This window comes from Polynucleobacter sp. VK25, assembly GCF_018687355.1.
GTDB lineage: Bacteria > Pseudomonadota > Gammaproteobacteria > Burkholderiales > Burkholderiaceae > Polynucleobacter.
On the sequence record NZ_CP061288.1, the window covers coordinates 430,819 to 454,323 of the forward strand.

At 45.2% G+C, this 23,505-nt stretch carries 25 protein-coding genes; 14 read left to right on the plus strand and 11 right to left on the minus strand.

Features of this window, described 5'->3' with window-relative positions; translation table 11 throughout:
• The first annotated feature begins 1 nt into the window (after position 1).
• From AOC21_RS02385 to AOC21_RS02405, 5 genes are all read left to right on the plus strand, one after another.
• The gene (locus AOC21_RS02385; RefSeq protein WP_215392209.1) at positions 2-1,237 is read left to right on the plus strand and encodes an MFS transporter; all 1,236 of its coding nucleotides are present in this window, start codon (positions 2-4) and stop codon (positions 1,235-1,237) included.
• A 295-nt stretch (positions 1,238-1,532) separates the two neighbouring features.
• Positions 1,533-2,831, plus strand: coding sequence for an isocitrate lyase (gene aceA / locus AOC21_RS02390; protein WP_072583092.1), 1,299 nt, complete (start codon positions 1,533-1,535; stop codon positions 2,829-2,831).
• 114 nt (positions 2,832-2,945) lie between these two features.
• Positions 2,946-3,386 carry an HIT family protein gene (locus AOC21_RS02395; protein WP_215392210.1) on the plus strand — a complete coding sequence of 147 codons (441 nt, stop codon included), beginning with the start codon at positions 2,946-2,948 and terminating at the stop codon, positions 3,384-3,386.
• 7 nt (positions 3,387-3,393) lie between these two features.
• Positions 3,394-4,179 carry a substrate-binding domain-containing protein gene (locus tag AOC21_RS02400; RefSeq protein ID WP_215392211.1) on the plus strand — a complete coding sequence of 262 codons (786 nt, stop codon included), beginning with the start codon at positions 3,394-3,396 and terminating at the stop codon, positions 4,177-4,179.
• A gap of 438 nt (positions 4,180-4,617) precedes the next feature.
• Entirely contained in the window at positions 4,618-4,875 is a 258-nt protein-coding gene (locus AOC21_RS02405) for a hypothetical protein (protein WP_371817795.1), read from the plus strand.
• Between the two features lie 81 nt (positions 4,876-4,956).
• Here the strand turns inward: AOC21_RS02405 and AOC21_RS02410 are convergent, their stop codons facing one another.
• From AOC21_RS02410 to AOC21_RS02430, 5 genes are read right to left on the minus strand one after another with little or no spacing between them, the layout of a single operon-like run.
• Complete coding sequence (locus AOC21_RS02410; protein WP_215392212.1) at positions 4,957-5,388, minus strand: DUF1841 family protein; 432 nt, start codon at positions 5,386-5,388, stop codon at positions 4,957-4,959.
• A complete protein-coding gene (nth, locus tag AOC21_RS02415; RefSeq protein WP_215392728.1) occupies positions 5,375-6,031 on the minus strand; it encodes an endonuclease III in 657 nt (218 codons plus the stop codon). Before nth ends, AOC21_RS02410 begins: the two co-directional genes overlap by 14 nt.
• Positions 6,031-6,717, minus strand: a complete 687-nt coding sequence (gene rsxB, locus AOC21_RS02420; protein WP_215392213.1) for an electron transport complex subunit RsxB — start codon at positions 6,715-6,717, stop codon at positions 6,031-6,033. The genes nth and rsxB overlap by 1 nt, the downstream gene beginning before the upstream one ends.
• A 48-nt stretch (positions 6,718-6,765) precedes the next feature.
• Positions 6,766-8,046, minus strand: a complete 1,281-nt coding sequence (locus AOC21_RS02425; protein WP_215392214.1) for a polyhydroxyalkanoate depolymerase — start codon at positions 8,044-8,046, stop codon at positions 6,766-6,768.
• A gap of 42 nt (positions 8,047-8,088) precedes the next feature.
• Positions 8,089-9,288, minus strand: a complete 1,200-nt coding sequence (locus AOC21_RS02430) for an amino acid aminotransferase (protein ID WP_215392215.1) — start codon at positions 9,286-9,288, stop codon at positions 8,089-8,091.
• A 169-nt stretch (positions 9,289-9,457) separates the two neighbouring features.
• On the opposite strand from AOC21_RS02430, the gene uvrB reads away from it, so the two are divergent.
• The 9 genes from uvrB (at position 9,458) to AOC21_RS02475 (ending at position 18,503) form a co-directional block, all read left to right on the plus strand.
• On the plus strand, positions 9,458-11,611 hold the full coding sequence (gene uvrB, locus AOC21_RS02435) for an excinuclease ABC subunit UvrB (RefSeq protein ID WP_251371552.1): 2,154 nt from the start codon (positions 9,458-9,460) through the stop codon (positions 11,609-11,611).
• 152 nt (positions 11,612-11,763) lie between these two features.
• Entirely contained in the window at positions 11,764-12,333 is a 570-nt protein-coding gene (locus AOC21_RS02440) for a Fe-S cluster assembly transcription factor (protein ID WP_215392216.1), read from the plus strand.
• 27 nt (positions 12,334-12,360) lie between these two features.
• The gene (locus AOC21_RS02445; protein ID WP_215392217.1) at positions 12,361-13,620 is read left to right on the plus strand and encodes an IscS subfamily cysteine desulfurase; all 1,260 of its coding nucleotides are present in this window, start codon (positions 12,361-12,363) and stop codon (positions 13,618-13,620) included.
• A gap of 32 nt (positions 13,621-13,652) precedes the next feature.
• Positions 13,653-14,039: a Fe-S cluster assembly scaffold IscU gene (gene iscU / locus AOC21_RS02450; RefSeq protein ID WP_215392218.1), complete on the plus strand. Its 387-nt coding sequence runs from the start codon at positions 13,653-13,655 to the stop codon at positions 14,037-14,039.
• Positions 14,040-14,077: 38 nt separating this feature from the next.
• Positions 14,078-14,401 carry an iron-sulfur cluster assembly protein IscA gene (gene iscA / locus AOC21_RS02455; RefSeq protein ID WP_072583082.1) on the plus strand — a complete coding sequence of 108 codons (324 nt, stop codon included), beginning with the start codon at positions 14,078-14,080 and terminating at the stop codon, positions 14,399-14,401.
• Positions 14,379-14,906, plus strand: coding sequence for a Fe-S protein assembly co-chaperone HscB (gene hscB / locus AOC21_RS02460; RefSeq protein ID WP_371817796.1), 528 nt, complete (start codon positions 14,379-14,381; stop codon positions 14,904-14,906). Before iscA ends, hscB begins: the two co-directional genes overlap by 23 nt.
• Positions 14,907-14,933: 27 nt before the next feature.
• Positions 14,934-16,799, plus strand: coding sequence for a Fe-S protein assembly chaperone HscA (hscA, locus tag AOC21_RS02465; RefSeq protein ID WP_215392220.1), 1,866 nt, complete (start codon positions 14,934-14,936; stop codon positions 16,797-16,799).
• 52 nt (positions 16,800-16,851) lie between these two features.
• Entirely contained in the window at positions 16,852-17,190 is a 339-nt protein-coding gene (fdx, locus tag AOC21_RS02470; protein WP_215348652.1) for an ISC system 2Fe-2S type ferredoxin, read from the plus strand.
• Positions 17,191-17,432: 242 nt separating this feature from the next.
• Complete coding sequence (locus tag AOC21_RS02475) at positions 17,433-18,503, plus strand: YeiH family protein (RefSeq protein WP_215392221.1); 1,071 nt, start codon at positions 17,433-17,435, stop codon at positions 18,501-18,503.
• Between the two features lie 9 nt (positions 18,504-18,512).
• Here AOC21_RS02475 and AOC21_RS02480 read toward each other — a convergent pair whose 3' ends face one another.
• From AOC21_RS02480 to AOC21_RS02505, 6 genes are all read right to left on the minus strand, one after another.
• Entirely contained in the window at positions 18,513-19,856 is a 1,344-nt protein-coding gene (locus AOC21_RS02480; RefSeq protein ID WP_215392222.1) for a sulfate adenylyltransferase subunit 1, read from the minus strand.
• Positions 19,856-20,779: a sulfate adenylyltransferase subunit CysD gene (gene cysD / locus AOC21_RS02485; protein WP_215392223.1), complete on the minus strand. Its 924-nt coding sequence runs from the start codon at positions 20,777-20,779 to the stop codon at positions 19,856-19,858. The genes AOC21_RS02480 and cysD overlap by 1 nt, the downstream gene beginning before the upstream one ends.
• A gap of 41 nt (positions 20,780-20,820) precedes the next feature.
• Positions 20,821-21,549: a phosphoadenylyl-sulfate reductase gene (locus AOC21_RS02490; protein ID WP_215392224.1), complete on the minus strand. Its 729-nt coding sequence runs from the start codon at positions 21,547-21,549 to the stop codon at positions 20,821-20,823.
• Positions 21,546-22,340: a sulfite exporter TauE/SafE family protein gene (locus AOC21_RS02495; protein WP_215392225.1), complete on the minus strand. Its 795-nt coding sequence runs from the start codon at positions 22,338-22,340 to the stop codon at positions 21,546-21,548. The genes AOC21_RS02490 and AOC21_RS02495 overlap by 4 nt, the downstream gene beginning before the upstream one ends.
• Before the next feature lie 18 nt (positions 22,341-22,358).
• Complete coding sequence (locus tag AOC21_RS02500) at positions 22,359-22,523, minus strand: hypothetical protein (protein ID WP_215392823.1); 165 nt, start codon at positions 22,521-22,523, stop codon at positions 22,359-22,361.
• A gap of 112 nt (positions 22,524-22,635) precedes the next feature.
• Entirely contained in the window at positions 22,636-23,412 is a 777-nt protein-coding gene (locus AOC21_RS02505) for a ferredoxin--NADP reductase (RefSeq protein ID WP_215392226.1), read from the minus strand.
• Positions 23,413-23,505: the final 93 nt, after the last annotated feature.

Consider the following 23,505-nt stretch of genomic DNA (forward strand, 5'->3'; position numbering starts at 1 on the left):
CATGACTGTTGCGAATAGTAGGCGCCCCAGTGATGTCCGGGTTATTGGTCTTATTAGCCTGGCTCACGGCAGCTCCCATTTCTTTCATTTAGTGCTTCCGCCCATGTTCCCATGGTTGAAGGATGCCTTTGCTTTGAGTTATGCCGAACTCGGTTTACTCATGTCAGTCTTCTTTGTTGTGTCTTGTATTGCTCAGGCTACCTCTGGATTTTTAGTGGACCGTATCGGAGCACGGCCAGTTTTATTTTCTGGGATTGCTTTATTAATACTCGCTGCGCTCACTTACTCGCAAAGCAATGGGTACGCCATGCTGTTAATGGGTGCGGTAATAGCGGGATGTGGCAACGGTATTTTTCATCCAGTGGATTACACACTCATCAATCACAAGGTGTCACCACCCAATCTTCCATATGCCTATTCAATGCATGGTGTGACTGGTTATTTAGGGTGGGCCGCAGCCCCAGCCTTCATGGTTGCAATTGCTCAATTTAGTGATTGGCGCATAGCCTTTTTGTCTGCAGCTTTGTTAGAGGCTTGTATTTTGACGATCCTTTGGCTTAACAAAAGCTATCTACTAGATGATGTCAAAGAGCGCCGTGAGCAAAGCCATGCAAGCACCCAGGCCGCTAATCCAGGCTCTAGCCCAGAGAGTGCGTTTGCTTTCTTAAAGCTGCCTGCGGTGTGGTTATGTTGGATATTCTTTTTCTTTAGCATGGCCTCTACATCGAGTTTGCAATCATTTGCTCCGAGTGCACTGTTTAATATTTATCAAATTCCTATTGATGTAGGAAGTTATTACATCACCTTGTTAGCGCTTGGTAGCGCTGGCGGTGTTTTATTTGGCGGTTACCTTGCTGCAAAATTACGGGCACCTGAACGCATTGTGAGTTCTTGTTTATCTATCACGATTGTGATGTGTATCTTGCTAGCTACGGGATTGGTTTCACCATCCATCATTCCATTTATATTTTGTGCGCTTGGATTTGGTTATGGTGTAGTGGCGCCGTCACGCGACTTATTAGTGAAGGCGGCTACACCTAAGGGTGTATCAGGGCGAGTCTACGGAATTGTTTACTCTGGAATTGATTTGGGAGCTGCAGTGGGTCCGTTTATCTTTGGCTTCTTTATGGATGCTGGTCTGCCCAAAGCATTGTTCTTGGGAATCGCAATGTTCCAGTTAATGATCATTCCGACGGTGTTTAAGGTCTCCTCCAGACTCTCTCCTAAAGCTGTTTGAGGTAGCGATACAAATCACTACTTATATTTTCACAATGTGAAACGCCATTACACTGCGTAAAATGCGGTGCAACATAAGTGCTGCAGCTTCATTCCATTCAGTGGTTATTTATTCCACATTATAAAAAAATAGATACAAGTTATTGAATTTAAATAACTAAATATTTTCTAAAATATCTCAAATTTCCCTTGCTTGCTTTTTTGAACTGTCTAAACTCTTATATAAGACATAAGACTTGAAGAGGTCTTAACGGTCCTTAAATTTTGAAGTACTTGTTTAACTTAGGGAGAAAAACATGGCAGATCGCAAAGCAGAAATCGCAGCACTACAAAAAGACTGGGATACCAATCCACGCTGGAAAGGTATTACCCGTGGCTATACAGCTGAGGACGTAGTGCGTCTTCGTGGCTCATTGAAGATTGAACACACATTAGCTAAGCATGGTGCTGAGCGCCTCTGGGAATTGGTAAATAACGAAGCTTACGTGAACTGTTTAGGTGCTTTGACTGGTGGTCAAGCAATGCAACAGGTTAAAGCGGGTGTGCAAGCTATTTACTTGTCAGGTTGGCAAGTTGCTGCTGACGGTAACTCATACGCAGCAATGTACCCAGACCAATCTTTATATCCAGTAGATTCAGTTCCTAAAATGGTTGAGCGTATTAATAACTCATTCCAACGTGCCGATGAAATTCAAACAGCTAAAGGTATCAATAAAGGCGATGCTGGTTATATTGAATATTTCGCTCCAATCGTTGCGGATGCGGAAGCTGGTTTTGGTGGTGTATTGAATGCATTTGAATTAAGTAAGGCATTGATCAAGCAGGGTGCTGCTGGCGTTCACTTCGAAGACCAATTGTCTTCTGTTAAGAAGTGCGGTCACTTGGGCGGCAAAGTATTGTTGCCTACTGCTGAATCTGTTCAGAAGTTGATCTCTGCTCGTTTAGCTGCTGACGTGATGGGTGTTTCCACCATCATCTTGGCTCGTACTGACGCGGAAGCTGCTGATTTGTTGACATCTGATTACGATGCAAACGATAAGCCATTCTTGACTGGCGAGCGTACCCCAGAGGGCTTCTACAAAACTCGTAAGGGCTTGGATCAAGCGATCTCACGTGGATTGGCATATGCTGCTTACGCTGATATGGTTTGGTGTGAAACTGGTACACCTGACCTTGAGTTTGCTCGTCAGTTTGCTGAAGCAATTCGTGCGAAGTTCCCGGGCAAGATGTTGGCTTACAACTGCTCACCATCTTTCAACTGGAAGAAAAACTTAGACGACGCAACGATTGCTAAATTCCAACGCGAATTAGGTGCAATGGGTTACAAGTATCAGTTCATCACATTGGCTGGTATCCACTCTATGTGGTACAACATGTTCGACTTGGCTCAAGATTACATGCAGCGCGGTATGACTGCTTATATTGAGAAAGTACAAGAGCCAGAATTCGCTGCTCGTGATCGTGGCTACACCTTTGTTTCACATCAGCAAGAAGTTGGCACTGGTTATTTCGACGACGTAACTACTGTTATCCAAGGTGGCAAGTCTTCTGTAACGGCGTTGACTGGTTCTACTGAAGAAGAGCAGTTTCACTAAGAAATCCCTAAGTAGTACGTAGTAGCAGCGCAGTAATAATGCGCCCATACTGCCGCGGCACCTAAATAACCCCACAAGGGTGACTTAGGTGCCGTTTTCGTTTACATTCTTTCCATGACTAATTGCGTACTTTGTAAAGACGAACTTAAGCCCGAAGAAGGGCAGCTTATTTGGCGCGGGGATGACTGTCGTGTCATCCTTGTTAACGACCAGGATCTGCCTGGTTTCTGTAGAGTGGTTTGGAATCGGCACGTAGCCGAAATGACCGATCTAAGCCATGGGGAACGAGACCATCTAATGACCTTGGTGTTTGCTGTTGAAGAAGCTATACGCCACGTCATGCATCCAGATAAGGTGAATATTGCCGCCTTAGGCAATATGGTTCCCCATATTCACTGGCATGTCATCCCAAGATTTAAGGATGACGCTTTCTTTCCAGGCTCTGCTTGGTCCAAGAGGGCTCAAGAAACGCAAGCTGCTGTATTAAAGGCTAGAAGAGAAAAAGCCCAAGAATTACCAGCAGCCATTAAGTCTGTAATTGCTAATTTATCCTAGGGTTCATATGCGCAAGTTATTAGTAGCTTCTTTAATATTTGTATTCAATGCTTTATGCCTTGGTTCGGTATATGCGGCAGATATTCAAGTTATTACCTCTGGTGCTTTTGCTGAGGCGTTAAAGGACTTAGTGCCTGTATATGAAAAACAATCCCCCAATAAAGTCATCATTTCTTATGGCTCCTCGATGGGGGCTGCACCTGATTCCATTCCTTCAAGATTAACAAAGGGCGAGCAGTTTGATGTCCTCATTTTGGCTTCACCTGCTTTAGATGGCTTTATTAAGAGCGGCGTAGTGCAATCGGGAACACGAGTTGATTTAGTGGCTTCAGTAATGGGCGCAGTAGTGAAGGCGGGCGCGCCAAAACCCGATATTAGTACGATGAGTGGATTGAAATCGGCCTTATTAAATGCAAAGTCAGTTGCTTATTCGGCAAGCGCTAGCGGCGTGTATTTATCAACAGAGCTATTCCCAAAAATGGGAATTTCAGAGCAGATGGATAAAACTGCAAGAAAAATTTATAGTGAAAGAGTGGCATCAGTTGTAGCTAGAGGAGAAGCCGATTTGGGCTTTCAGCAAGTTAGCGAGCTACTACCTATCCCTGGCGTAGACTTTATTGGTGAGTTGCCTCCGGAAGCGCAAAAGACGGTGCTGTTTTCTGCAGGTATTACGAGCAATGTTCAGAATTTAACTGCATCAAAAGATTTAATTGCGTTCTTGGCTTCAGCCAAGGCGGCCCCAACGATACAAAAAGCAGGATTAAAGCCAGTACTACCGACATTGCCTTGGTAATGAACTGTTAGAGATTCACTCTCTTGTTATCGCGCCCACATGCGATAACTTTTTCAGATCATCGGACGACCTCTTTGCTTGCGTTACAAAATCATCAATCCTGTTTGTAACGCCTTCACGAAGATTCATTTCTTATTCCATATGTCTGATAGCGAACATGAAATTGATTCATTAAGGAATACGCTGAAACCTTGCAAGACTTAAAGCGCAAGCTGTAAGTGCATTATTTAATTGATGAATTAAGCCCCATCTTTGATGTTTTATTAAGTTTTGGGGTTTCATAAAAAGGAATTGATATGAATATGATTAAAAAATTCGGACTTGGATCATTGGTATGCTTTACTTTGGCGGCATGCGTTTCAATGTCTCCTAGTCAAAGTATCGTTAAAACTAATAATGGTATTTTAGTTAGCACTAGCAATATGACTTTGTATACCTTTGATAAGGATCAAGCAGGATCAAGCAGGATCAGGCAAATCAACCTGTAATGGAGATTGCGCGATTAACTGGCCTCCATTATTGGTGGATAAAAATGCCACATCTTATTGGGACTACTCAATTATTACGCGCGATGACGGTAAGCAACAGTTTGCCTATAAAGGTAAGCCTTTGTATTTCTTTATCATGGACAAAAAGCCCGATGATCGTAATGGCGATAACTATTTAAATGGGGCTTGGCATATCGTTAAGATGTGATTCGCTAACAATTATGAAGGCCGTCTTGAGGCGGCTTTCATTTTGAATCCATTCAATACCGCTAGCAGTCTTTAAATCTACCTACCCCAGTTTTTTCAAAGCTTCGAGATACTTATCTGGATTGAGTGGCTGACCTTCACGCTGTGCTTCCCACATCACTTGCCCCAGACATTCCATCATGACGTGCTGTGCCTCATGCATTGAGCCTAGCTTTTGCGAGAGCTTGTCTGCAATCTCTTTAATCCCAGGTGGCTGATTGATTGAGATCTGCTCACTAATCGACAGATGCATCGACAGATGCAAGAAAGGATTGGTTTCACCGCGCTCTGGTGTGTAGTCCTGTCCTAGAGCGCCTTCTGGATCGGCGAGTAAGTCATGATATTCAGGGTGCTCAACCATCCAATCGCTTGCAAGCGTCTCCATCGGATCAAGAATCTGATTCTCGGTCTTCTTTTTCCAGGTATCGCAGAAAAAGCGCCTCACTTCTTCACGGGTTGGATTAAATATCGCCACGAACTTTCCCTTTGCCAGTTTTTTGTTTGAAGCCGCATAGAGGCTCCACGATGCATTGCGCGCAATCTGGGTTACGTGCTTTACAAGTATATCGACCGTGCAGAATAAGCCAGTGATGTGCATCCAATAGATATTCTTTTGGTACACGCTTAAGTAATTGCTCTTCCACTTTCACCACATCTTTGCCAGGTGCTAAGCCAGTGCGGTTAGACACCCTAAAGATGTGAGTATCAACAGCCATAGCGATTTGTCCAAAGGCGGTATTAAGGATGACGTTCGCAGTTTTTCTGCCGACACCTGGCAATGCTTCTAATTCTTCACGGGTTTGAGGAACTTCACCGCCATGTTTTTCAAGGAGAAGTCGACAAGTCTCTTGAATATGTTTGCCTTTGGAGTTGAATAAGCCAATATGTTGAATATAGGGCCTAACCCCTTCTTCTCCAAGATCCAGAAGTGCTTGCGGGGTATTAGCTACTTTATATAGCTCACGTGTCCCTTTGTTAACGGATATGTCTGTTGCTTGCGCAGATAGTAGTACTGCAATTAATAACTCAAATGGCGAGTTATATTCCAGCTCAGTTTCTGGCTTGGGGTTATTGGCTTTGAGCTGCTCAAAAAAAGCACGACGCTTTTCTGGGTTCATCATTTCTTTTGTTGGGCTCGTGCGATAGCGGCAGCAATAATGGCGCGCTTACGTTCTTGTTCTTTTAATTCGTCTACAGAGGAAGGATTTTCTGCATTCACTGCGGATAATTTTGCAGCAGCTTTTTTAGCCAAGCGATCATCGTTATCCTTTTGCTCTCTATCAAGACGCTGTTCGCGGTCGTGATAGCGCTGACGAGAAATATCAGCCAGCTCTTGAGACCAGGCGTCCCAGCCGGTTTGATTCCCAGTAACGTCGATCATGCTAATGCAGTCGACTGGGCATGGCGGAATGCAAAGGTCGCAACCAGTGCACCACTCCGTCAGCACTACGTGCATTTGTTTGGAGGCCCCAACGATTGCATCAACAGGACACGCCTGAATACATAAAGTGCAGCCAATGCACTTTTGAGGATCAATAAAAGCAACTGGCCTAGGACGCTCAACTCCGCACTCTGGATCAATGGTTGGATGGAGATCGAAGGCATCCTGCGGATAAATGGGCATTAGGACCTTGCTCAGGCGCTGAATGCCCTCAACTCCGCCTGGGGGGCAGCGATTGGGCGGCACATCTCCAGAGGCCATGGCCTGGGCATACCCACGACAATCTGGGTAACCGCATTTAGTACATTGCGTTTGCGGAAGAATATCCTCAAGTTGATCGATGAGGGTTTTTGTTTGACTCATTGAAGTGCTGATCTTCTTAAAAATTAAAGGCTCCGAAGAGCCCTTAATTTATGCAGACTTGGTAGTCCGGGTAGCTGTTTTCTTCGTATTTTGATGCTCACGAATAAACGTCTTAATCTTTGGGTACACCTTCTCGCGCCAACGACGGCCAGCAAATATGCCGTAGTGACCAGCACCAGCAACCTCATAGTGATCTTTGTTCTCTTTTGAGATGCCGGCACATAAACCATGTGCTGAACGTGTTTGACCACTTCCGGAGATATCATCTAGCTCACCCTCAATAGTCAGCAAAGCAGTCTTTTTGATATCTTGAGGTTTGACGAGTTCACCAGCAACCTCCCAAGTACCGTTAGGCAATGAATAGTCTTGGAAGACAGTCTTGATAGTATCGAGATAGAACTTAGAGTCCAAATCCAGTACCGCGTTGTACTCATCGTAGAAGCGGATATGTGATTCAGCATCCTGCTCATCGCCGCGAACTAGGTTTTGGAAGTAATCCCAGTGTGACTGTAAGTGGTTTTGTGGATTCATGGCAATAAAGCCAGTGTGCTGCAAGAAGCCGGGGTATACACGACGACCAGCGCCTGGGTAATTTGGTGGTACGTTATAAATCACGTGACTCTCAAACCACTCAAAAGACTTCTGATCAGCTAAGTTATTTACTGCAGTCGGTGATTTGCGCGCATCAATAGGGCCACCCATCATGATCATGGATGCTGGAGTTGCTTCGCCAGCAGAGGCCATCAAGGAGATTGCGCCTAATGTAGGAACAGTAGGTTGGCAAACTGAAATCACATGTAAATCTTTTGCGCCAATAGTGCGAATGAATTCTTGGACATAATGAACATAGTCATCAAGACCAAACTCACCATCCTCTACAGGCACCAGACGTGCATCAATCCAATCAGTAATGTAAACCTTGTGGTCTTGCAAAAGGGTGCGTACGGTATCACGCAACAAAGTGGCATGGTGGCCAGACATTGGAGCAACTACGAGAACTGTTGGATCTTCTTTGAGGCTCTTAATGGTTTCTACATCATCAGAAAAGCGCTTAAAACGAATCAGATTACAGAAAGGCTTTGAGACGACTGTTCTTTCATGAATCGCAACTTCGTGACCATGTGCTTTTACAGAGCGAATGCCAAATTCCGGTTTTTTGTAATCCTTACCCAAGCGATATAGGAGTTCATAACTAGCAGCCAATCGATCCGAGCCCGGAACCTTAGACGCGGGATTGGAAGCATTGATAAAAGCTTCTGAAGCAGCGCGTGCCCATGAACTAACTGGTTGAAGTAAGGCTTTTTGAAATTCGTGTAACTGATATAGCATGGTACCTCCGGTAATTCAGTGTATCCGCTTATTACGCTTTATTTAAGCCAATACGCGGGCGATTGCTTTGGCCACTTTGTCAATATTTTTGGTATTGAGGGCCGCAACACAAATGCGTCCAGTAGAAAGGGCATAAATGCCATCCTCTTTCTGTAAGCGCTCAACTTGCTCAGCAGTTAAGCCTGAGTAAGAAAACATTCCACGTTGCTTCTCGATAAAAGCAAAATCTTGCTTCACACCAGCAGCAGCGAGTTTTTCAACAAGACCATGACGCATGGCTTTAATGCGATCTCGCATTTCTGCCAACTCATCTTCCCAGAGCTTACGTAACTCTGGTGAATTTAAAACAGCAGCAGCAATTGCAGCGCCATGAGTTGGGGGATTCGAATAGTTTGTGCGAATTACGCGCTTTAATTGTGAGAGCACGCGAGTAGATTCGTCTTTGTCTTGCGTCACGATAGATAAGGCACCAACACGCTCTCCATAGAGTGAGAATGATTTGGAGAAAGAGCTCGATACAAAGAAAGACATACCTGATTCGGCAAAGAGGCGAACTGCAATGCCGTCTTGCTCAATCCCATCGGCAAAACCTTGGTAAGCCATATCCAGGAAGGGGATGAGGCCTTTGTTCTTACAGATAGCAATCACTTGGCGCCATTGCGCCTCAGTAATATCTGCGCCAGTTGGGTTGTGGCAGCAAGCATGCAACAACACAGTCGTGTTCTTTGGGAAAGACTCTAAAGATTTCACCATGCCATCAAAATCAACACCACGTGTTTTGCCGTCGAAGTAGGTGTACTCAACTACTTCAAAGCCAGCGGATTCAAAAATACCACGGTGGTTTTCCCAGGTAGGGTTGCTAATCGCACAGGGTGCATTTAAGTTCAAGCGTTTAATAAAGTCAGCACCAACACGTAACGCACCTGTTCCACCAAGACACTCGGCTGTAACGACGCGGCCGTCTTTAATAAGTGCAGACTCGGCACCAAACAATAAATTTTGCACTGCACTGTTGTATGGGTTTGGGCCTTCGATTGGGATGTAGCTACGTGGCGAGTGCTTTGCAACAATCGCCTCTTCTGCCTTCATGACCGCTTTGAGAAGTGGCACCTTGCCTTCGTCTGTGTAATAGACGCCAACACCTAAATTCACTTTGTCAGCACGCTGGTCTGCAACATAGGCTTCTGTGAGGCCAAAAATAGGATCTTTAGGGGCTAATTGAACTGAGGCAAACAGGGTCATTGGAGGTCGAAAGTGGTAGTTAGGGGGTGATTGGGGGTAGTTAAGCTTGTCGTTGACGTTAAATTCAGTTTAATTGATGGTTTTTGAGGCCAGAATCAACTATTTCCTAAGAAAAACGGCAAAATCATTGTTTGTACAAAATTCTCTGTGAAGAAGTCTCACAGGTGAAATGATAGCCGAGATGCCCCCTAAGTTGCCTAAAACTGGTCCAAATTCTGAAGTAAAAGCGGTAAATAAAAGCCCGGCGGCAGATCCGTTGGGCGAGGCTGGCCACGACCTCGATCCGGCTAAGTTTGTCACCTTCCCGGACTCCCCTTATTTCCTCTATCAACCATTTGCCCCTGCAGGCGATCAGCCTCAGGCAATTGATGCCCTAGTGGAAGGGGTTGAGGATGGATTGACCTTTCAGACGCTTCTAGGGGTGACTGGGTCTGGAAAGACCTTCACGATGGCCAATGTCATCGCTAGAACAGGCCGTCCGGCCATCATTTTTGCCCCGAATAAGACCTTAGCGGCTCAGCTTTACAGTGAATTTAGGGAGTTTTTCCCGAAAAACGCGGTTGAGTACTTCGTCAGCTACTACGACTATTACCAGCCGGAGGCCTACGTCCCTCAGCGTGATCTCTTTATTGAAAAAGACTCCTCCATCAACGAGCACATCGAACAGATGCGTTTGTCCGCAACAAAGAGTTTGTTAGAGCGTCGTGACGTCATCATCGTTGCAACTGTATCGGCAATTTACGGTATTGGTAATCCTGGCGACTATCACAGTATGGTGATGACATTGCGTCCGGGTGACAAGATGAGCCAGCGCGATATTTTGATGCGCCTCATTGCAATGCAGTATGACCGCAATGAAACGGATTTCAAGCGTGGTGTATTCAGAGTGCGTGGCGATACGATTGATATTTTCCCTGCTGAGCATAACGAGTTAGCAGTGCGCGTCGAACTCTTTGATGATGTGATTGAGAGCTTGCAGTTCTTTGATCCGCTGACTGGAAAAATTCGTCAGAAGATTCCACGTTTTACTGTATATCCAAGTTCACATTACGTTACGCCACGCGATACTGTTTTGAAAGCAATTGAAACTATCAAAACAGAATTACGCACTCGCTTGGATGAGTTCGTTAAAGATGGCAAATTAGTTGAGGCGCAACGTCTTGAACAGCGCACGCGTTTTGATCTAGAGATGCTCAATGAATTGGGTTTCTGTAAGGGGATTGAGAACTACTCTCGCCACTTATCTGGAGCTGCTCCTGGCGAGGCGCCGCCTACGCTGGTGGACTATCTTCCTAACGATGCCTTGATGTTCCTGGATGAGAGTCACGTATTAATCGGGCAACTGAATGCTATGTACAACGGGGATAAATCTCGTAAACATACTTTGGTGGAATTTGGATTCCGTTTGCCTTCAGCGATGGATAACCGCCCGTTGAAATTTACCGAGTTTGAAACCAAGATGCGTCAAACCGTTTTTGTTTCTGCAACACCTGCTGATTATGAAAAAGCACATCAAGGTCAAGTGGTTGAACAAGTAGCCAGACCAACTGGATTGGTCGATCCAGAGATTGAAGTCTTACCAGCAAGTACCCAGGTTGATGATTTGCTCGATCAAATTCATGCGCGCGTTAAAGTGCATGAGCGAGTTCTAGTAACTGTATTGACCAAGCGTATGGCAGAACAATTAACCGACTATCTTTCGGATAACGGTGTGAAGGTGCGTTACGTTCACTCAGATATCGACACAGTGGAGCGTGTCGAAATTTTGCGTGACTTACGTTTGGGTGTTTTCGATGTGTTAGTTGGTATTAATTTGTTGCGCGAAGGTTTGGATATTCCGGAGGTGTCATTAGTAGCCATTCTGGATGCTGATAAAGAGGGCTTCTTGCGTTCCGAGCGCAGCTTGATTCAGACCATTGGGCGCGCCGCTCGAAATGTTCGTGGTAAAGCCATCTTGTATGCCGACAAGGTTACAAACTCCATGCGCCTTGCCATGGGGGAGACCGAAAGACGGCGAACCAAGCAAATCGCCTTCAATAAGCTTCATGGCATTGAGCCTAAGGGCGTGAAAAAGCGCATCAAAGACATTATTGATGGTGTCTATGACGTCAAAGAGAAGCGCCAGGAGATGCAGGTCGAGCAGGAGCGGGCTCACTATGAAGATATGGGCGAGAAGGACCTAGCAGCTGAAATCAAGCGCCTGGAGAAGCAGATGAATGCTGAAGCCAAGAATTTAGAGTTTGAAAAGGCTGCTAGCACCCGGGATAGACTTACTAAGGTGAAAGAAATGGCTTTTGGGGCTAGGTCTAGGGACGCCGTCTAGGGGTTTAATCAGTTAATTCCTGACTTACAATGCGGTTTTTTGGGATAATTCCCGAGCAATTTGCTGGGGAATATGGTAAAGTTGAGTGGAATGGTCGGGTATTACCCGCCCGACTGTTAGCTGTCCATAACAATCCATTACCAAGGTGACATATGAGACTTACAACCAAAGGTCGTTTTGCAGTAACCGCAATGATTGATTTAGCCCTGCGTGAAACGCATGGTCCCGTAACTTTGGCCGGAATTAGCCAAAGACAAAAGATTTCCCTCTCTTATCTTGAGCAATTGTTCGGCAAATTACGCCGTTTCAATATCGTGGAGAGTACTCGCGGACCTGGCGGTGGATACACCCTAGCGCGACCATCCTCCGAAGTGAGTGTTGCTGACATCATTGTTGCAGTCGACGAGCCTCTTGATGCAACCCAATGTGGTGGTAAAGGTAACTGTCATACCGATGAAGAAAATCATGGCCGCTGTATGACGCATGATCTTTGGAGCAATCTCAACTCTAAAATGGTTGAGTACCTCAGCTCAGTAAGCTTGAAAGATCTGGTTCAGCAACAAGAAGGGCGCGGCATTGTGATTCAAGACATGCGCCAAAAGAAAATTAAAGTTGAAAGCACTAAAGCAGATAAACCTGCTCCAGCGCTTGCAGCTAAAAAAGAAGTAGCCCCTAAAGCGCCATTAATTAATTCAGTATTTAATTTGGCGCGACAGAGTTAATAACCACATTACCTATATAAGTAGATCATGAACGCACCACAAGCTTTGCCGCAACAACCGGTTCCCATGTTTAGTCCTGAACACTTTCCTGTGTACATGGACTATTCGGCTACTACACCGATTGATCCACGCGTGGTTGACAAAATGTTGCCTTATTTGCGCGAGCAGTTTGGCAATGCCGCTTCCCGAAGCCATGCTTATGGCTGGGCTGCAGAAGAGGCGGTTGAGTGGGCGCGTTCTGAGGTTGCTCAATTAGTGCATGCCGATCCAAGAGAGATCGTATTTACTAGCGGTGCTACTGAAAGTATTAACTTGGCCTTGAAAGGCGCTGCCCATTTCTACAAAGATCGTGGCAATCACATCATCACTGTAAAAACTGAGCACAAAGCAACGCTAGATACTTGTCGTGAACTTGAGCGCGAAGGTTATGAAGTTACTTATTTAGATGTATTACCGAATGGCTTGATTGACTTCGCGCAATTAGAGGCGGCAATGAAGCCAGGCACGATTTTGGCTTCAGTGATGTATGTCAATAATGAAATCGGTGTTGTCCAAGATATTCCAGCGATTGGTGACTTGTGTCGTACACGTGGTGTGATTTTCCATGTGGATGCAGCACAAGCAACTGGCAAGGTTGAGATTGATCTCGAAAAGGTCAAAGTCGATTTGATGAGTTTTTCTGCTCACAAGACTTATGGTCCTAAAGGTATCGGCGCTTTGTTTGTTCGTCGTAAGCCACGTATTCGTATTGAGGCGCAGATTCATGGCGGTGGTCATGAGCGCGGCATGCGCTCTGGCACCCTGGCGGTTCACCAGATCGTAGGCATGGGTGAGGCATTCCGTATTGCCCGCATCGATATGGCCACAGAAAACAAGCGTATCCGTGCTTTGCGTGATCGTTTATTGAATGGTTTAAAAGACATTGAAGAGGTTTACGTCAATGGCGACATGGACCATCGTGTTCCACACAACCTGAACATTAGTTTTAACTATGTTGAAGGTGAATCCATGTTGATGGCTCTGAAAGATTTAGCGATCTCATCGGGCTCAGCGTGTACTTCCGCCTCTTTAGAACCTTCTTATGTTTTGCGTGCCTTAGGTCGCAATGATGAGTTGGCACATAGCTCGATTCGTTTTACCTTGGGTCGTTTTACGACTGAAGAAGAGGTGGACTTCACTATCAAGTTAGTAAAAGAAAAGATTGCCAAGTTGCGTGAATTATCTCCGCTCTGGGAAATGTACAAAGATGGAATCGATATCAGCACGATTCAATGGGCTGCACACTAAAACTAATACATAGAAATTAAAGAGGAAATACCATGGCATATAGCGAAAAGGTCATTGACCACTACGAAAATCCCCGTAACGTTGGCTCATTCGAAAAGGGTGATGACACAGTGGGTACCGGCATGGTTGGCGCACCTGCTTGTGGCGACGTTATGAAGTTGCAAATTCGTGTGAATGATCAGGGTGTAATCGAGGACGCTAAGTTCAAGACGTATGGCTGTGGTTCAGCGATTGCTTCATCTTCATTGGTAACTGAGTGGGTTAAGGGCAAGACTTTGGATCAAGCGCTTGAGATCAAGAATTCACTGATTGCTGAAGAGTTGGCTTTGCCACCAGTAAAAATCCACTGCTCTATCTTGGCTGAAGACGCCATCAAGGCAGCAGTAGCTGATTACAAAGAAAAGCACCCAACGAAATAAAAGTTGAAGTAAAGAACAAAAAATACTAAGTCAAAACTATGGCCATTACATTAACCGACAAAGCTGCTGCACACGTAAACCGCAATCTAGAAAAGCGCGGCAAGGGTTGCGGCTTGCGTTTGGGTGTTCGCACTACGGGTTGCTCTGGTTTGGCATATCAACTGGAGTATGTTGATGAGCCCGCAGCTGAAGACCAAGTGTTTGAGTCTAATGGCGTTAAGGTATTTATAGATCCAAAAAGTTTAGCTTACCTAGATGGTACGGAGCTAGACTTTGTGCGTGAGGGTTTGAACGAAGGGTTTAAGTTCCAAAATCCAAACGTAAAAGATGAGTGTGGTTGTGGCGAATCCTTCCGCGTCTGACGATTACTTTCGCTTCTTTGGACTAAATCAGCAATTCAACATCGATTTGCCTGCTCTAGATCAGGCATACCTTGCGATTCAGAAGGAAGTGCATCCTGATCGCCATGCACGAGGCAGTGATACAGACCAACGCTTGGCGATGCAAATGGCTACTTTGGCAAACACTGCATTTCAGACCCTAAAGAACCCCATTCAGCGCGGCCTCTATATCTGCCATCTTCATGGCGTTGATGCCAAGCTAGAAACGAATACTGCAATGCCTGCCGCTTTTTTGATGCGGCAGATGGAGTGGCGTGAAAGTCTTGATGAGCAGGCGGAAGATTTGCCGGCACTTGAATCCTTAATGACTGAGGTAGATGAATCAAAGGCTGATACGCTGGCTGAAATTGCTCAGGCCATTGATGGGGCAAAAAATTATCAACGTGCAGCGGAATTACTGCGCGGCTTACTCTTCATTGATAAGTTTGCTGTTGAGCTTGATGACACCATTGCAGCCTTAATCTAGCCTCACTCAAGCTAAACTCTATTTCCTATGGCCTTATTACAAATCTCCGAACCCGGTAAATCGCTAGCGCCCCATCAGCGCCGTCTTGCCGTGGGCATTGATTTGGGCACAACAAATTCTTTAGTGGCTATTGTGCGTGATGCTCTACCTAAGGTGTTGCCGGATGCCCAGGGGCGCGAGTTGCTTCCATCTGTCATTCGTTATTTACCGAATGGCAGAACTCAAGCTGGATTTGAAGCGCTTGAGAGTGTAGTGATTGATCCAAAGAATACGATTGTTTCCGTGAAACGTTTTATGGGTCGAGGATTACTGGATGTGGAGCATATTGAAAGTGCTCCCTACGACTTTGTTGATCAGCCTGGCATGCTCAAACTCAGAACGGTGGCTGGTGACAAGAGTCCAATTGAAGTCTCCGCAGAAATCTTGGCGCGCTTACGTCAACTTGCAGAAGATTCTGTCTCTGATGACATTGTTGGCGCTGTAATTACCGTCCCCGCATACTTTGATGATGCACAACGTCAGGCAACAAAAGATGCCGCTAAGTTAGCCGGCATTGAAGTTCTACGTTTATTAAATGAGCCAACTGCTGCTGCAATTGCTTATGGGTTGGATAATGCCACTGAAGGTATCTACGCAGTCTATGACTTAGGCGGCGGTACTTTTGATATCTCCATACTTCGTATGAGTCGCGGTGTCTTTGAAGTGCTTTCTACGGGTGGCGATTCTGCCTTGGGTGGCGATGACTTTGATCATCGTTTGTATTGCTGGGTGATTGAACAAGCAAAGCTTCCTCCACTATCCATTCATGATCATCGAACGCTCCTGCAGGCGTGTAAACATGCTAAAGAGTTGTTAAGTCATAATCCGCTGGCGCGAGTACATGAGACTCTTGCGGACGGCACGGTAGTGAATGTTGGAGTGAGTCAGGCACAGTTATTTGAGATTACTCAGAATTTAGTAGCCAAGACTTTGATGGCTTGTAAAAAAGCCTTGCGTGACGCCGGCCTTAAGGCTGAAGACGTAAAAGGTGTTGTCATGGTGGGTGGTTCAACTCGCATGCCTAATGTGCAACGTGCCGTTGGCGAGCTCTTTGGCACCCAGCCATTAAATAATTTAAATCCAGATCAAGTGGTTGCGCTGGGTGCAGCGATGCAGGCTGACTTATTGGCAGGCAATCAAAGCAAAGATGATGAGTGGCTCTTATTGGATGTCATTCCACTATCTCTCGGCCTTGAAACCATGGGTGGTTTGGTAGAAAAAATCATCCCCCGTAATACACCGATTCCAGTTGCTAGAGCGCAGGACTTTACGACCTTTAAAGATGGTCAGACTGCATTGGCTATCCAGGTGGTGCAGGGTGAGCGTGAGCTTGCACAAGACTGCCGCTCTTTAGGTAAGTTTGAGTTGCGTGGTATTCCGGCTATGGCTGCAGGTGCAGCGCGTATTCGAGTGACCTTCCAGGTGGATGCTGATGGCCTCCTGTCTGTAAGCGCCACAGAGCAAGGCTCTGGCGTCAAAGCCTCGATTGATATAAAGCCTTCTTATGGCCTAACTGATGCAGAAATTACTCGCATGCTGCAAGATGGTTTTTCATCTGCAAAAGAAGATTTGCTTTCCAGGTCTTTGCGTGAAGAGCAGGTTAATGCACAGCGTTTACTTGATGCTGTTCAAACAGCCCTTGATAGCGATCGCAATCTACTGAATGTAGAAGAGCAGGTAATCATTGATCGAGAGATGGCTGCATTGCAAAAGATACTGAATGAAGAAAAAGATAGCGCAGTAGTTCGTAAAGCAGTTGATCATGCTGCTAAAGCTACTGACGATTTTGCACAAAAGCGTATGAACGCCAGCATTCAGAAGGCTTTATCTGGCAAGAATGTTGCTGAGATTTAAGAAAACAAAAAACCTAAAACGAATTCACACTAAATACAAATAGAAAAGAATCATGACTCAAATCGTCGTACTACCGCATAGTGAGTATTGTCCTGAAGGCGCAGTTGTTGAAGTAGCGCCAGGTACTTCTATTTGTGAGGCCTTACTAGAAAACGATATTCCAATTGAACATGCATGCGATATGGTGTGTGCTTGTACTACCTGCCACGTTATTGTGAAAGAGGGTTTCCAAAGCCTCAATCCTCCTGATGAGAATGAGGAAGATATGCTTGATCGCGCTTGGGGTTTAAATCCTCAGTCCCGCTTGTCTTGCCAAGCTATTGTGGCAAAGCAGGATTTAGTGATTGAAATCCCCAAATATTCAATCAATCATGCCAAAGAGAATCATTAATGCACCAAATTAATGCATTTATGCCTACAATCATGCAAACCTAATAAAGTGAGATTTCTGGTGGGGCTAAGATGAAGTTGTTGTTCATTCTTTAGGTAGTACCTCCAAAAAAATCTTTTAAGCCATCCTTCGGGGTGGCTTTTCTTTTGGGGCTTATGTTTTTCCGCCCCAATAAACATTGCTGTTTATACTGACCGGCTCGAGTATTCCTGCGAGTTGATTGTCTTAATGCGCCCCAAATAATGTCATTTATTAAAAATATCCCAGGAATATTATTCGCAACGATAGTTGCTTTGGTAGCTATAGAAATGTCTAGTAGGTACCCTTCATTGGGGAAAAATGGCTTAAGCATTCTTACTCTAGCCATTTTGATTGGCATTGCGATTGGCAACATGCCAATTTATAAATTTTTGATTTCTTATTGCGGTTCTGGGATCAACTTTTCCAAGCAAAAAGTGCTGCGCTTAGGGATTATTTTGTATGGTTTCAGGCTAACATTCCAAGATATTGGCGATGTCGGTATTGGCGGCATTGTGATTGATGCGGTCATGCTGATATCTACATTTATCTTGGCGGTATATCTAGGTATGAGATATTTCAAACTAGACCGAGATACTTCAGTTTTAATTGGTGCGGGCAGTTCAATTTGTGGTGCGGCGGCAATCTTAGCGACTCAACCTATTCTGAAGGCGAGCAATGAACGTGTTGCCGTTGCGATCTCTACTATCGTGATTTTTGGAACTGTTGCGATTTTTATTTATCCAATTATCCATTCTTATGCCTTGCTTCATTACGTCGAGTATTGCAGTCCAGAAAAATTTGGTATCTATATTGGCTCGACTATTCATGAAGTTGCTCAAGTGGTCGCAACTGCAGACGCGATTAGTGATGATGTTACTAATACCGCTGTGATTGCTAAAATGGTGCGCGTCATGATGTTAGCGCCATTTTTAATTGGTGTTTCAGTCTTAGCATCCCTGTCAGAAAAGGCAGACAAAACCTCTGCAAACCGAGATGCGACTAGTGGCGGTATAAGAAAGTCTATCGGTAAATTTTTTCCAGTATTTGCAGTCTTATTTTTGATTGCTATTGGAATTAATTCAACAGGCTACATTAGCCAGCCTGTTCGTACTGGCCTTGTCTATCTAGATAATTTTTTATTAGCCTTAGCTATGGGTGCCCTTGGGTTGACTACCCATATTTCTGCTATAGCCAAAGCAGGAACAGGACCATTGAAGCTGGCGGCTATTCTATTTCTGTGGCTTGTGCTTGGTGGGGTTGTGATCAATATTGCTGTGGGTCAGTTCGTCTAAATCCATCGACTACTGCGCTACTGCCTCACGAATCATGCCTGCAGCGACCGTATGATTGGTGGCTTCATCGATCAAGATAAAGGCTCCAGTGCGCTGAGATTGATCAAACAAGTCAGCAACAATCGGCTTTTGCAAGATGAAATCAACGCGACCGATTTCATTGGTGGATAGGGCACCTACATCACTTGCTTGAGACAATGTTTGTACATCTAGTACTTGTTGAATGCCCTTCACTTTCGCGCCAACAGTGTTGGTGGTGTGACGCAAGGCATATTTACGACTCAATGAGAGTGGTTCACTATCTAGCCAGCATAGATCTACAGAAAGTTGCTTGCTTAGTATTGGAGGGTGACTATCCTCGGCGCTAATAAATAAAGAGCCGCGTGAGATGTCAATATCCTCAGATAGTTGGATGGCAACAGCTTGCCCAGTTTGCGCCGACTCAACAGCATTATTGCCATTGGTTTGCTTGCTACTGGAGCGATTACCCAAATAAATCTCAGCAACCGTTGCCTCAGAGCCACCTGGCAATACTTTAATCTTTTGTCCCTTGCGAATGCTGCCCGACTCGATTTCTCCAAGGTAGCCGCGGAAGTCATCAGAAGCGCTACCATCTTGACGGGCTACATATTGCACTGGGAAACGTAGCGCCAATTTTTCAGACTCAGGGCTAGTGTCTAAACTTTCTAACCACTCAAGCAGGGTAGGGCCTTTGTACCAAGGAGTATTTTTGCTTGCAGTAACTACGTTAGCACCAAGCAATGCAGAGATTGGAATCAAAGTTGGCTTAGGTAGACCAATCTTCTGGGTGAGATCTTCAATGGAAGTCTTGATGGTATTAAATACTTTTTCATCAAACTCATATAGATCCATCTTATTAACGGCAAATACAACATGACGCAAGCCTAATAAATGCACAATAGCGGCATGACGTTTTGTTTGCGCTAGCAAAGTTGCGGGAGTGGTGTTGAGATCAACGCGGGTTGCATCCACTAAGATCACTGCCACATCCGATTGAGAGGCGCCAGTCACCAAGTTGCGGGTGTACTGCTCATGACCTGGGGCATCAGCTACGATGAACTTACGTTTTGGGGTAGAGAAGTAGCGATAAGCCACATCAATGGTGATGCCTTGCTCACGCTCAGCCTCTAGCCCGTCGGTGAGGAGGGCCAAGTCAACGCCTGCATCAGAGGAGGTAACGCGAGCGTGCTTAGTCTTTGAGAGGGACTCTAATTGATCCACCAAAATAGATTTAGTGTCATAGAGCAAGCGCCCAATTAAAGTACTCTTGCCATCATCCACGCTACCAGCAGTAATGAAGCGAACGACGTTTTGATTTTGATTGGCAGTCATCAGAAGTAACCTTCTTTCTTGCGGCGCTCCATAGAGGCCTCATTAGTTTGATCATCCATGCGAGTAGCGCCACGTTCAGTGATTTCAGATATAGCGGTTTCAGCAATGATCTCTAGTGGAGTTGATGCAGTACTAAGTACTGGGCAGGTACAGCTGATATCGCCTACAGTACGGAAACGTACGCTCAGGACCTCGCTAATATCATCAGCCGCTTTTGGCGTAACGTTAGTTACTGGAACCAATAAATTATTTTTCTTTACCACTTCGCGTTGGTGTGTGTAGTAAATGCTTGGGAGTTCTAGTTTCTCGCGAGCAATGTATTGCCAAATATCGAGCTCCGTCCAGTTCGAGATTGGGAATACACGCATATTTTCGCCTTTGGCGATACGTGCGTTGTAGAGCTTCCAGAGCTCAGGGCGCTGAGCTTTAGGGTCCCATTGCCCAAATTCATCACGGAAAGAGAAGATGCGCTCTTTTGCGCGGGCTTTCTCTTCGTCACGACGGGCGCCACCCATGAGGGCATCGAATTCATGCTCAGCAATCGCCTCTAGCAAAGTCACAGCTTGGGCAGCATTGCGTGAATCCGTTTCCTTACGCAAACGTACAGTGCCTTTTTTGATCGAGTCTTCAACATGACCCACAATCAGCTTCACGCCCGTCTTTTCCACTACAGCATCACGATAGGCGATCACTTCTGGATAGTTATGGCCGGTATCAATATGCAAAATAGGGAAAGGTAATTTCACTGGACGATCACCAAACTGGAAAGCCTTACGCGCTAAGTGAAACATCACAATAGAGTCTTTACCGCCAGAGAAAAGCATGGCTGGATTGGAGCACTGCGCTACCACTTCGCGGATGATGTAGATCGATTCAGCTTCAAGCCAATCTAAGTGATCATCAAGTAATTTTTGTTCTGACATTCTGAAAGTAATTTCTGCTAAATTTTAATGATGAAATTGAATTATTTATTAACGTGTAAGCCACATTCTTTGCTATCGCTTTGCAGCCACCACCAGCGACCAGCGCGGATGTCTTCACCCTTTTTCACCTGACGGGTACAGGGCTCGCAGCCAATGCTGGGATAGCCCTTGAGATGTAATGGATGAATAGGAACATTTTCTTGTTTGATATAAGCCCAGACGTCAGCTTCACTCCAGTCAAACAAAGGATTGAACTTTGCTATGTCTCGTGCATCATCGAGTTCTTCAAAATTAAGCTCAGTACGAGTGGTAGATTGCTCACGTCGCTGGCCGGTAATCCAGGCATCGGCGCCAAGAAGTGCAGCATTGAGTGGTTTAATCTTGCGCGCTCCACAACAAGCTTTTTTAGGCTCTTCACCATCGTAAAAACCATTCATGCCATATTGATCAATAAAGACTTGAACATCACTATCTTGCGGATAAACTTTTTCAATGGATACGCCGTAATGATCTTCAGTAGTTTTGACCATATCAACAGTCTCTTGATGCAGGCGACCGGTCGCTAATGTAAATAACTTAATCTCGGCGCCAGCCTTAGTAATAGCATCGGTAATCACCATATCTTCCGCTGCTAAGCTAGTTGCAAAGCGAATATCTGAAAAACGCTCTGAAATATCTATTAAGCGTTGCTTCAGGGTGGCAGATTTCTCAGCAAGCTCTGTGGCGGAAAGGGTGCTTGGCGGAATTGACCAAAATTCTGGAGCAATCATGAGGTAACTAATTTAATTCCGACTAAAAATAACGTTGCCGCAAGAGTGGTCCTGGTCGCACGTTCTGATAAGGTGCTGGATAACTTGGCGCCGAGCCAAATTGCAGGTACTGAACCTAGCAAAAGACCGAATAACAAGTCAAAGTGCACGTTACCAAGCCACCAGTGACCCGCACCAGCCAGAGCTGTAAGCGGTACTGCATAGGCTATATCGGTACCAGCAACTTGGGCAGGCTTAAGGTATGGATACAGAACCAAAATAAGCGTTGCACCAATTGCACCCGCCCCGATTGATGAAACAGTTACAAGTACACCAATCACAGCACCAACAGTAATGGTCGCGATTTTTAAATTGGTGCCGCTAGGTAAAAAGTTGGGGTTGTCTTGCACCCATTTCAAAATCTTAGCCCTAAACAAAAGTGATGCCGCTGTTAGCAAGACAGAAATGCCAATCGAAATGCTAATCAAATGATTAAAGTCCTTTGAAACTGGACCAACATACTTGAGGACAAGAATGGAGAATATTGCAGTGGTAAGACTACCAATACAAAGAAGGCGAACAATATCCCAGCGAACATTGCCATGAAGTCTGTGAGCAGCAGTACCAAAGCCTTTAGTGATGGCGGCAAAAGCTAAATCAGTTCCAACTGCAGTAGTTGGTGCTACGCCAAAGATGATTGTGAGCAAAGGGGTCATTAATGAGCCACCACCAACGCCGGTCATGCCTACAAGTAGACCAACCAGTGCACCAGAAATGATAAATTGCGAAGAGTCTATAAAAAATTGGATCACGATATTTGCTTCCCCTGCTTAAGCAAATGATTGCTCGAATTCTTCGAGCTTGATTGTGTTCATGAGAAACAAAATTTGACGCTGAAAGCTTTTACGTTCTTCAACCTGATCATGGGGTAAGCGATCATGCTGACGCAGTAAATTGGTGATAACTGGATTGAAGTGCTCTCTGACTGGTGACATTGCAATTCCTTGGTAAATAGCTCGTTAAGGAGAATTTACCAAGGCATCTATATATCCACAAGGAATATATAGCGATATCTAAATGACTTTTAGATATATAGGGATAAACCGATTACTTCTCTACGAAAGCACGTTCAAAGACGTAGTCACCCAATTGACCAAGGCTTGGCGAGACTTTGAAGCCTTTGGCATCGAGCATTTCAGAGGTTTCTTTGAGCATGGATGGGCTGCCGCAAATCATGGCGCGATCGACTGCTGGATCGAGTGGTGGCAAGCCAATATCTTTGAAAAGTTGACCTGTTTCAATTGCAGTAGTGAGGCGTCCAGTGTGCTTAAATGCTTCGCGTGTCACTGTTGGGTAATAGATGAGTTTTTCGCGAATGAGTTCGCCCAAGTATTCATCTTGAGTGAGTTCATTTTTAATGTAGTTCTCATAAGCTAACTCGCTTACTAAACGCACGCCATGAATGAGAACAACTTTTTCAAACTTCTCATAGGTTTCTGGATCGCGGATGATGCTCATGAATGGAGCAAGGCCGGTACCAGTACTAAACAGGTAGAGATGCTTGCCTGGATTTAAATCATCTAGTACTAATGTGCCTACAGACTTCTCGCTGACAAGAATCGGATCGCCGACTTGAATCTTCTGTAAACGTGAAGTCAAAGGACCGTCTTGAACTTTAATACTCAGGAACTCAAGATGCTCTTCATAGTTCGGGCTAGCAACGCTATAAGCGCGCACCAATGGTTTACCTTCAACCTCAAGCCCGATCATCAAGAAGTGGCCACTGCGAAAGCGCAAGCCCTTATTGCGGGTGGTAGTAAAGCTGAAAAGAGTGTCATTCCAGTGGTGAACTGACAAAACGGTTTCGGTGTTGTATGCGGCCATAAATGCGTATTAATTAGGTGATAGCAAAACGATAATTATCCCATTCTTGGGGGTCTAAATAGGGGCTAATCCCCCAAAAAATAGGACTCTGTA

Bases quoted from the DNA above. Each gene is read 5' to 3' on its own strand.
- AOC21_RS02400 (WP_215392211.1), top strand. From the start codon at position 3,394: ATGCGCAAGTTATTAGTAGCTTCTTTAATATTTGTATTCAATGCTTTA.
- iscU (WP_215392218.1), top strand. From the start codon at position 13,653: ATGGCATATAGCGAAAAGGTCATTGACCACTACGAAAATCCCCGTAAC.
- AOC21_RS02385 (WP_215392209.1), top strand. From the start codon at position 2: ATGACTGTTGCGAATAGTAGGCGCCCCAGTGATGTCCGGGTTATTGGT.
- aceA (WP_072583092.1), top strand. From the start codon at position 1,533: ATGGCAGATCGCAAAGCAGAAATCGCAGCACTACAAAAAGACTGGGAT.
- iscA (WP_072583082.1), top strand. From the start codon at position 14,078: ATGGCCATTACATTAACCGACAAAGCTGCTGCACACGTAAACCGCAAT.
- AOC21_RS02425 (WP_215392214.1), bottom strand. From the start codon at position 8,046: ATGCTATATCAGTTACACGAATTTCAAAAAGCCTTACTTCAACCAGTT.
- hscA (WP_215392220.1), top strand. From the start codon at position 14,934: ATGGCCTTATTACAAATCTCCGAACCCGGTAAATCGCTAGCGCCCCAT.
- AOC21_RS02500 (WP_215392823.1), bottom strand. From the start codon at position 22,523: ATGTCACCAGTCAGAGAGCACTTCAATCCAGTTATCACCAATTTACTG.
- AOC21_RS02480 (WP_215392222.1), bottom strand. From the start codon at position 19,856: ATGACTGCCAATCAAAATCAAAACGTCGTTCGCTTCATTACTGCTGGT.
- fdx (WP_215348652.1), top strand. From the start codon at position 16,852: ATGACTCAAATCGTCGTACTACCGCATAGTGAGTATTGTCCTGAAGGC.
- cysD (WP_215392223.1), bottom strand. From the start codon at position 20,779: ATGTCAGAACAAAAATTACTTGATGATCACTTAGATTGGCTTGAAGCT.
- AOC21_RS02505 (WP_215392226.1), bottom strand. From the start codon at position 23,412: ATGGCCGCATACAACACCGAAACCGTTTTGTCAGTTCACCACTGGAAT.
- AOC21_RS02445 (WP_215392217.1), top strand. From the start codon at position 12,361: ATGAACGCACCACAAGCTTTGCCGCAACAACCGGTTCCCATGTTTAGT.
- AOC21_RS02475 (WP_215392221.1), top strand. From the start codon at position 17,433: ATGTCATTTATTAAAAATATCCCAGGAATATTATTCGCAACGATAGTT.
- AOC21_RS02430 (WP_215392215.1), bottom strand. From the start codon at position 9,288: ATGACCCTGTTTGCCTCAGTTCAATTAGCCCCTAAAGATCCTATTTTT.
- AOC21_RS02440 (WP_215392216.1), top strand. From the start codon at position 11,764: ATGAGACTTACAACCAAAGGTCGTTTTGCAGTAACCGCAATGATTGAT.
- AOC21_RS02490 (WP_215392224.1), bottom strand. From the start codon at position 21,549: ATGATTGCTCCAGAATTTTGGTCAATTCCGCCAAGCACCCTTTCCGCC.
- uvrB (WP_251371552.1), top strand. From the start codon at position 9,458: ATGATAGCCGAGATGCCCCCTAAGTTGCCTAAAACTGGTCCAAATTCT.
- nth (WP_215392728.1), bottom strand. From the start codon at position 6,031: ATGAACCCAGAAAAGCGTCGTGCTTTTTTTGAGCAGCTCAAAGCCAAT.
- AOC21_RS02395 (WP_215392210.1), top strand. From the start codon at position 2,946: ATGACTAATTGCGTACTTTGTAAAGACGAACTTAAGCCCGAAGAAGGG.
- rsxB (WP_215392213.1), bottom strand. From the start codon at position 6,717: ATGAGTCAAACAAAAACCCTCATCGATCAACTTGAGGATATTCTTCCG.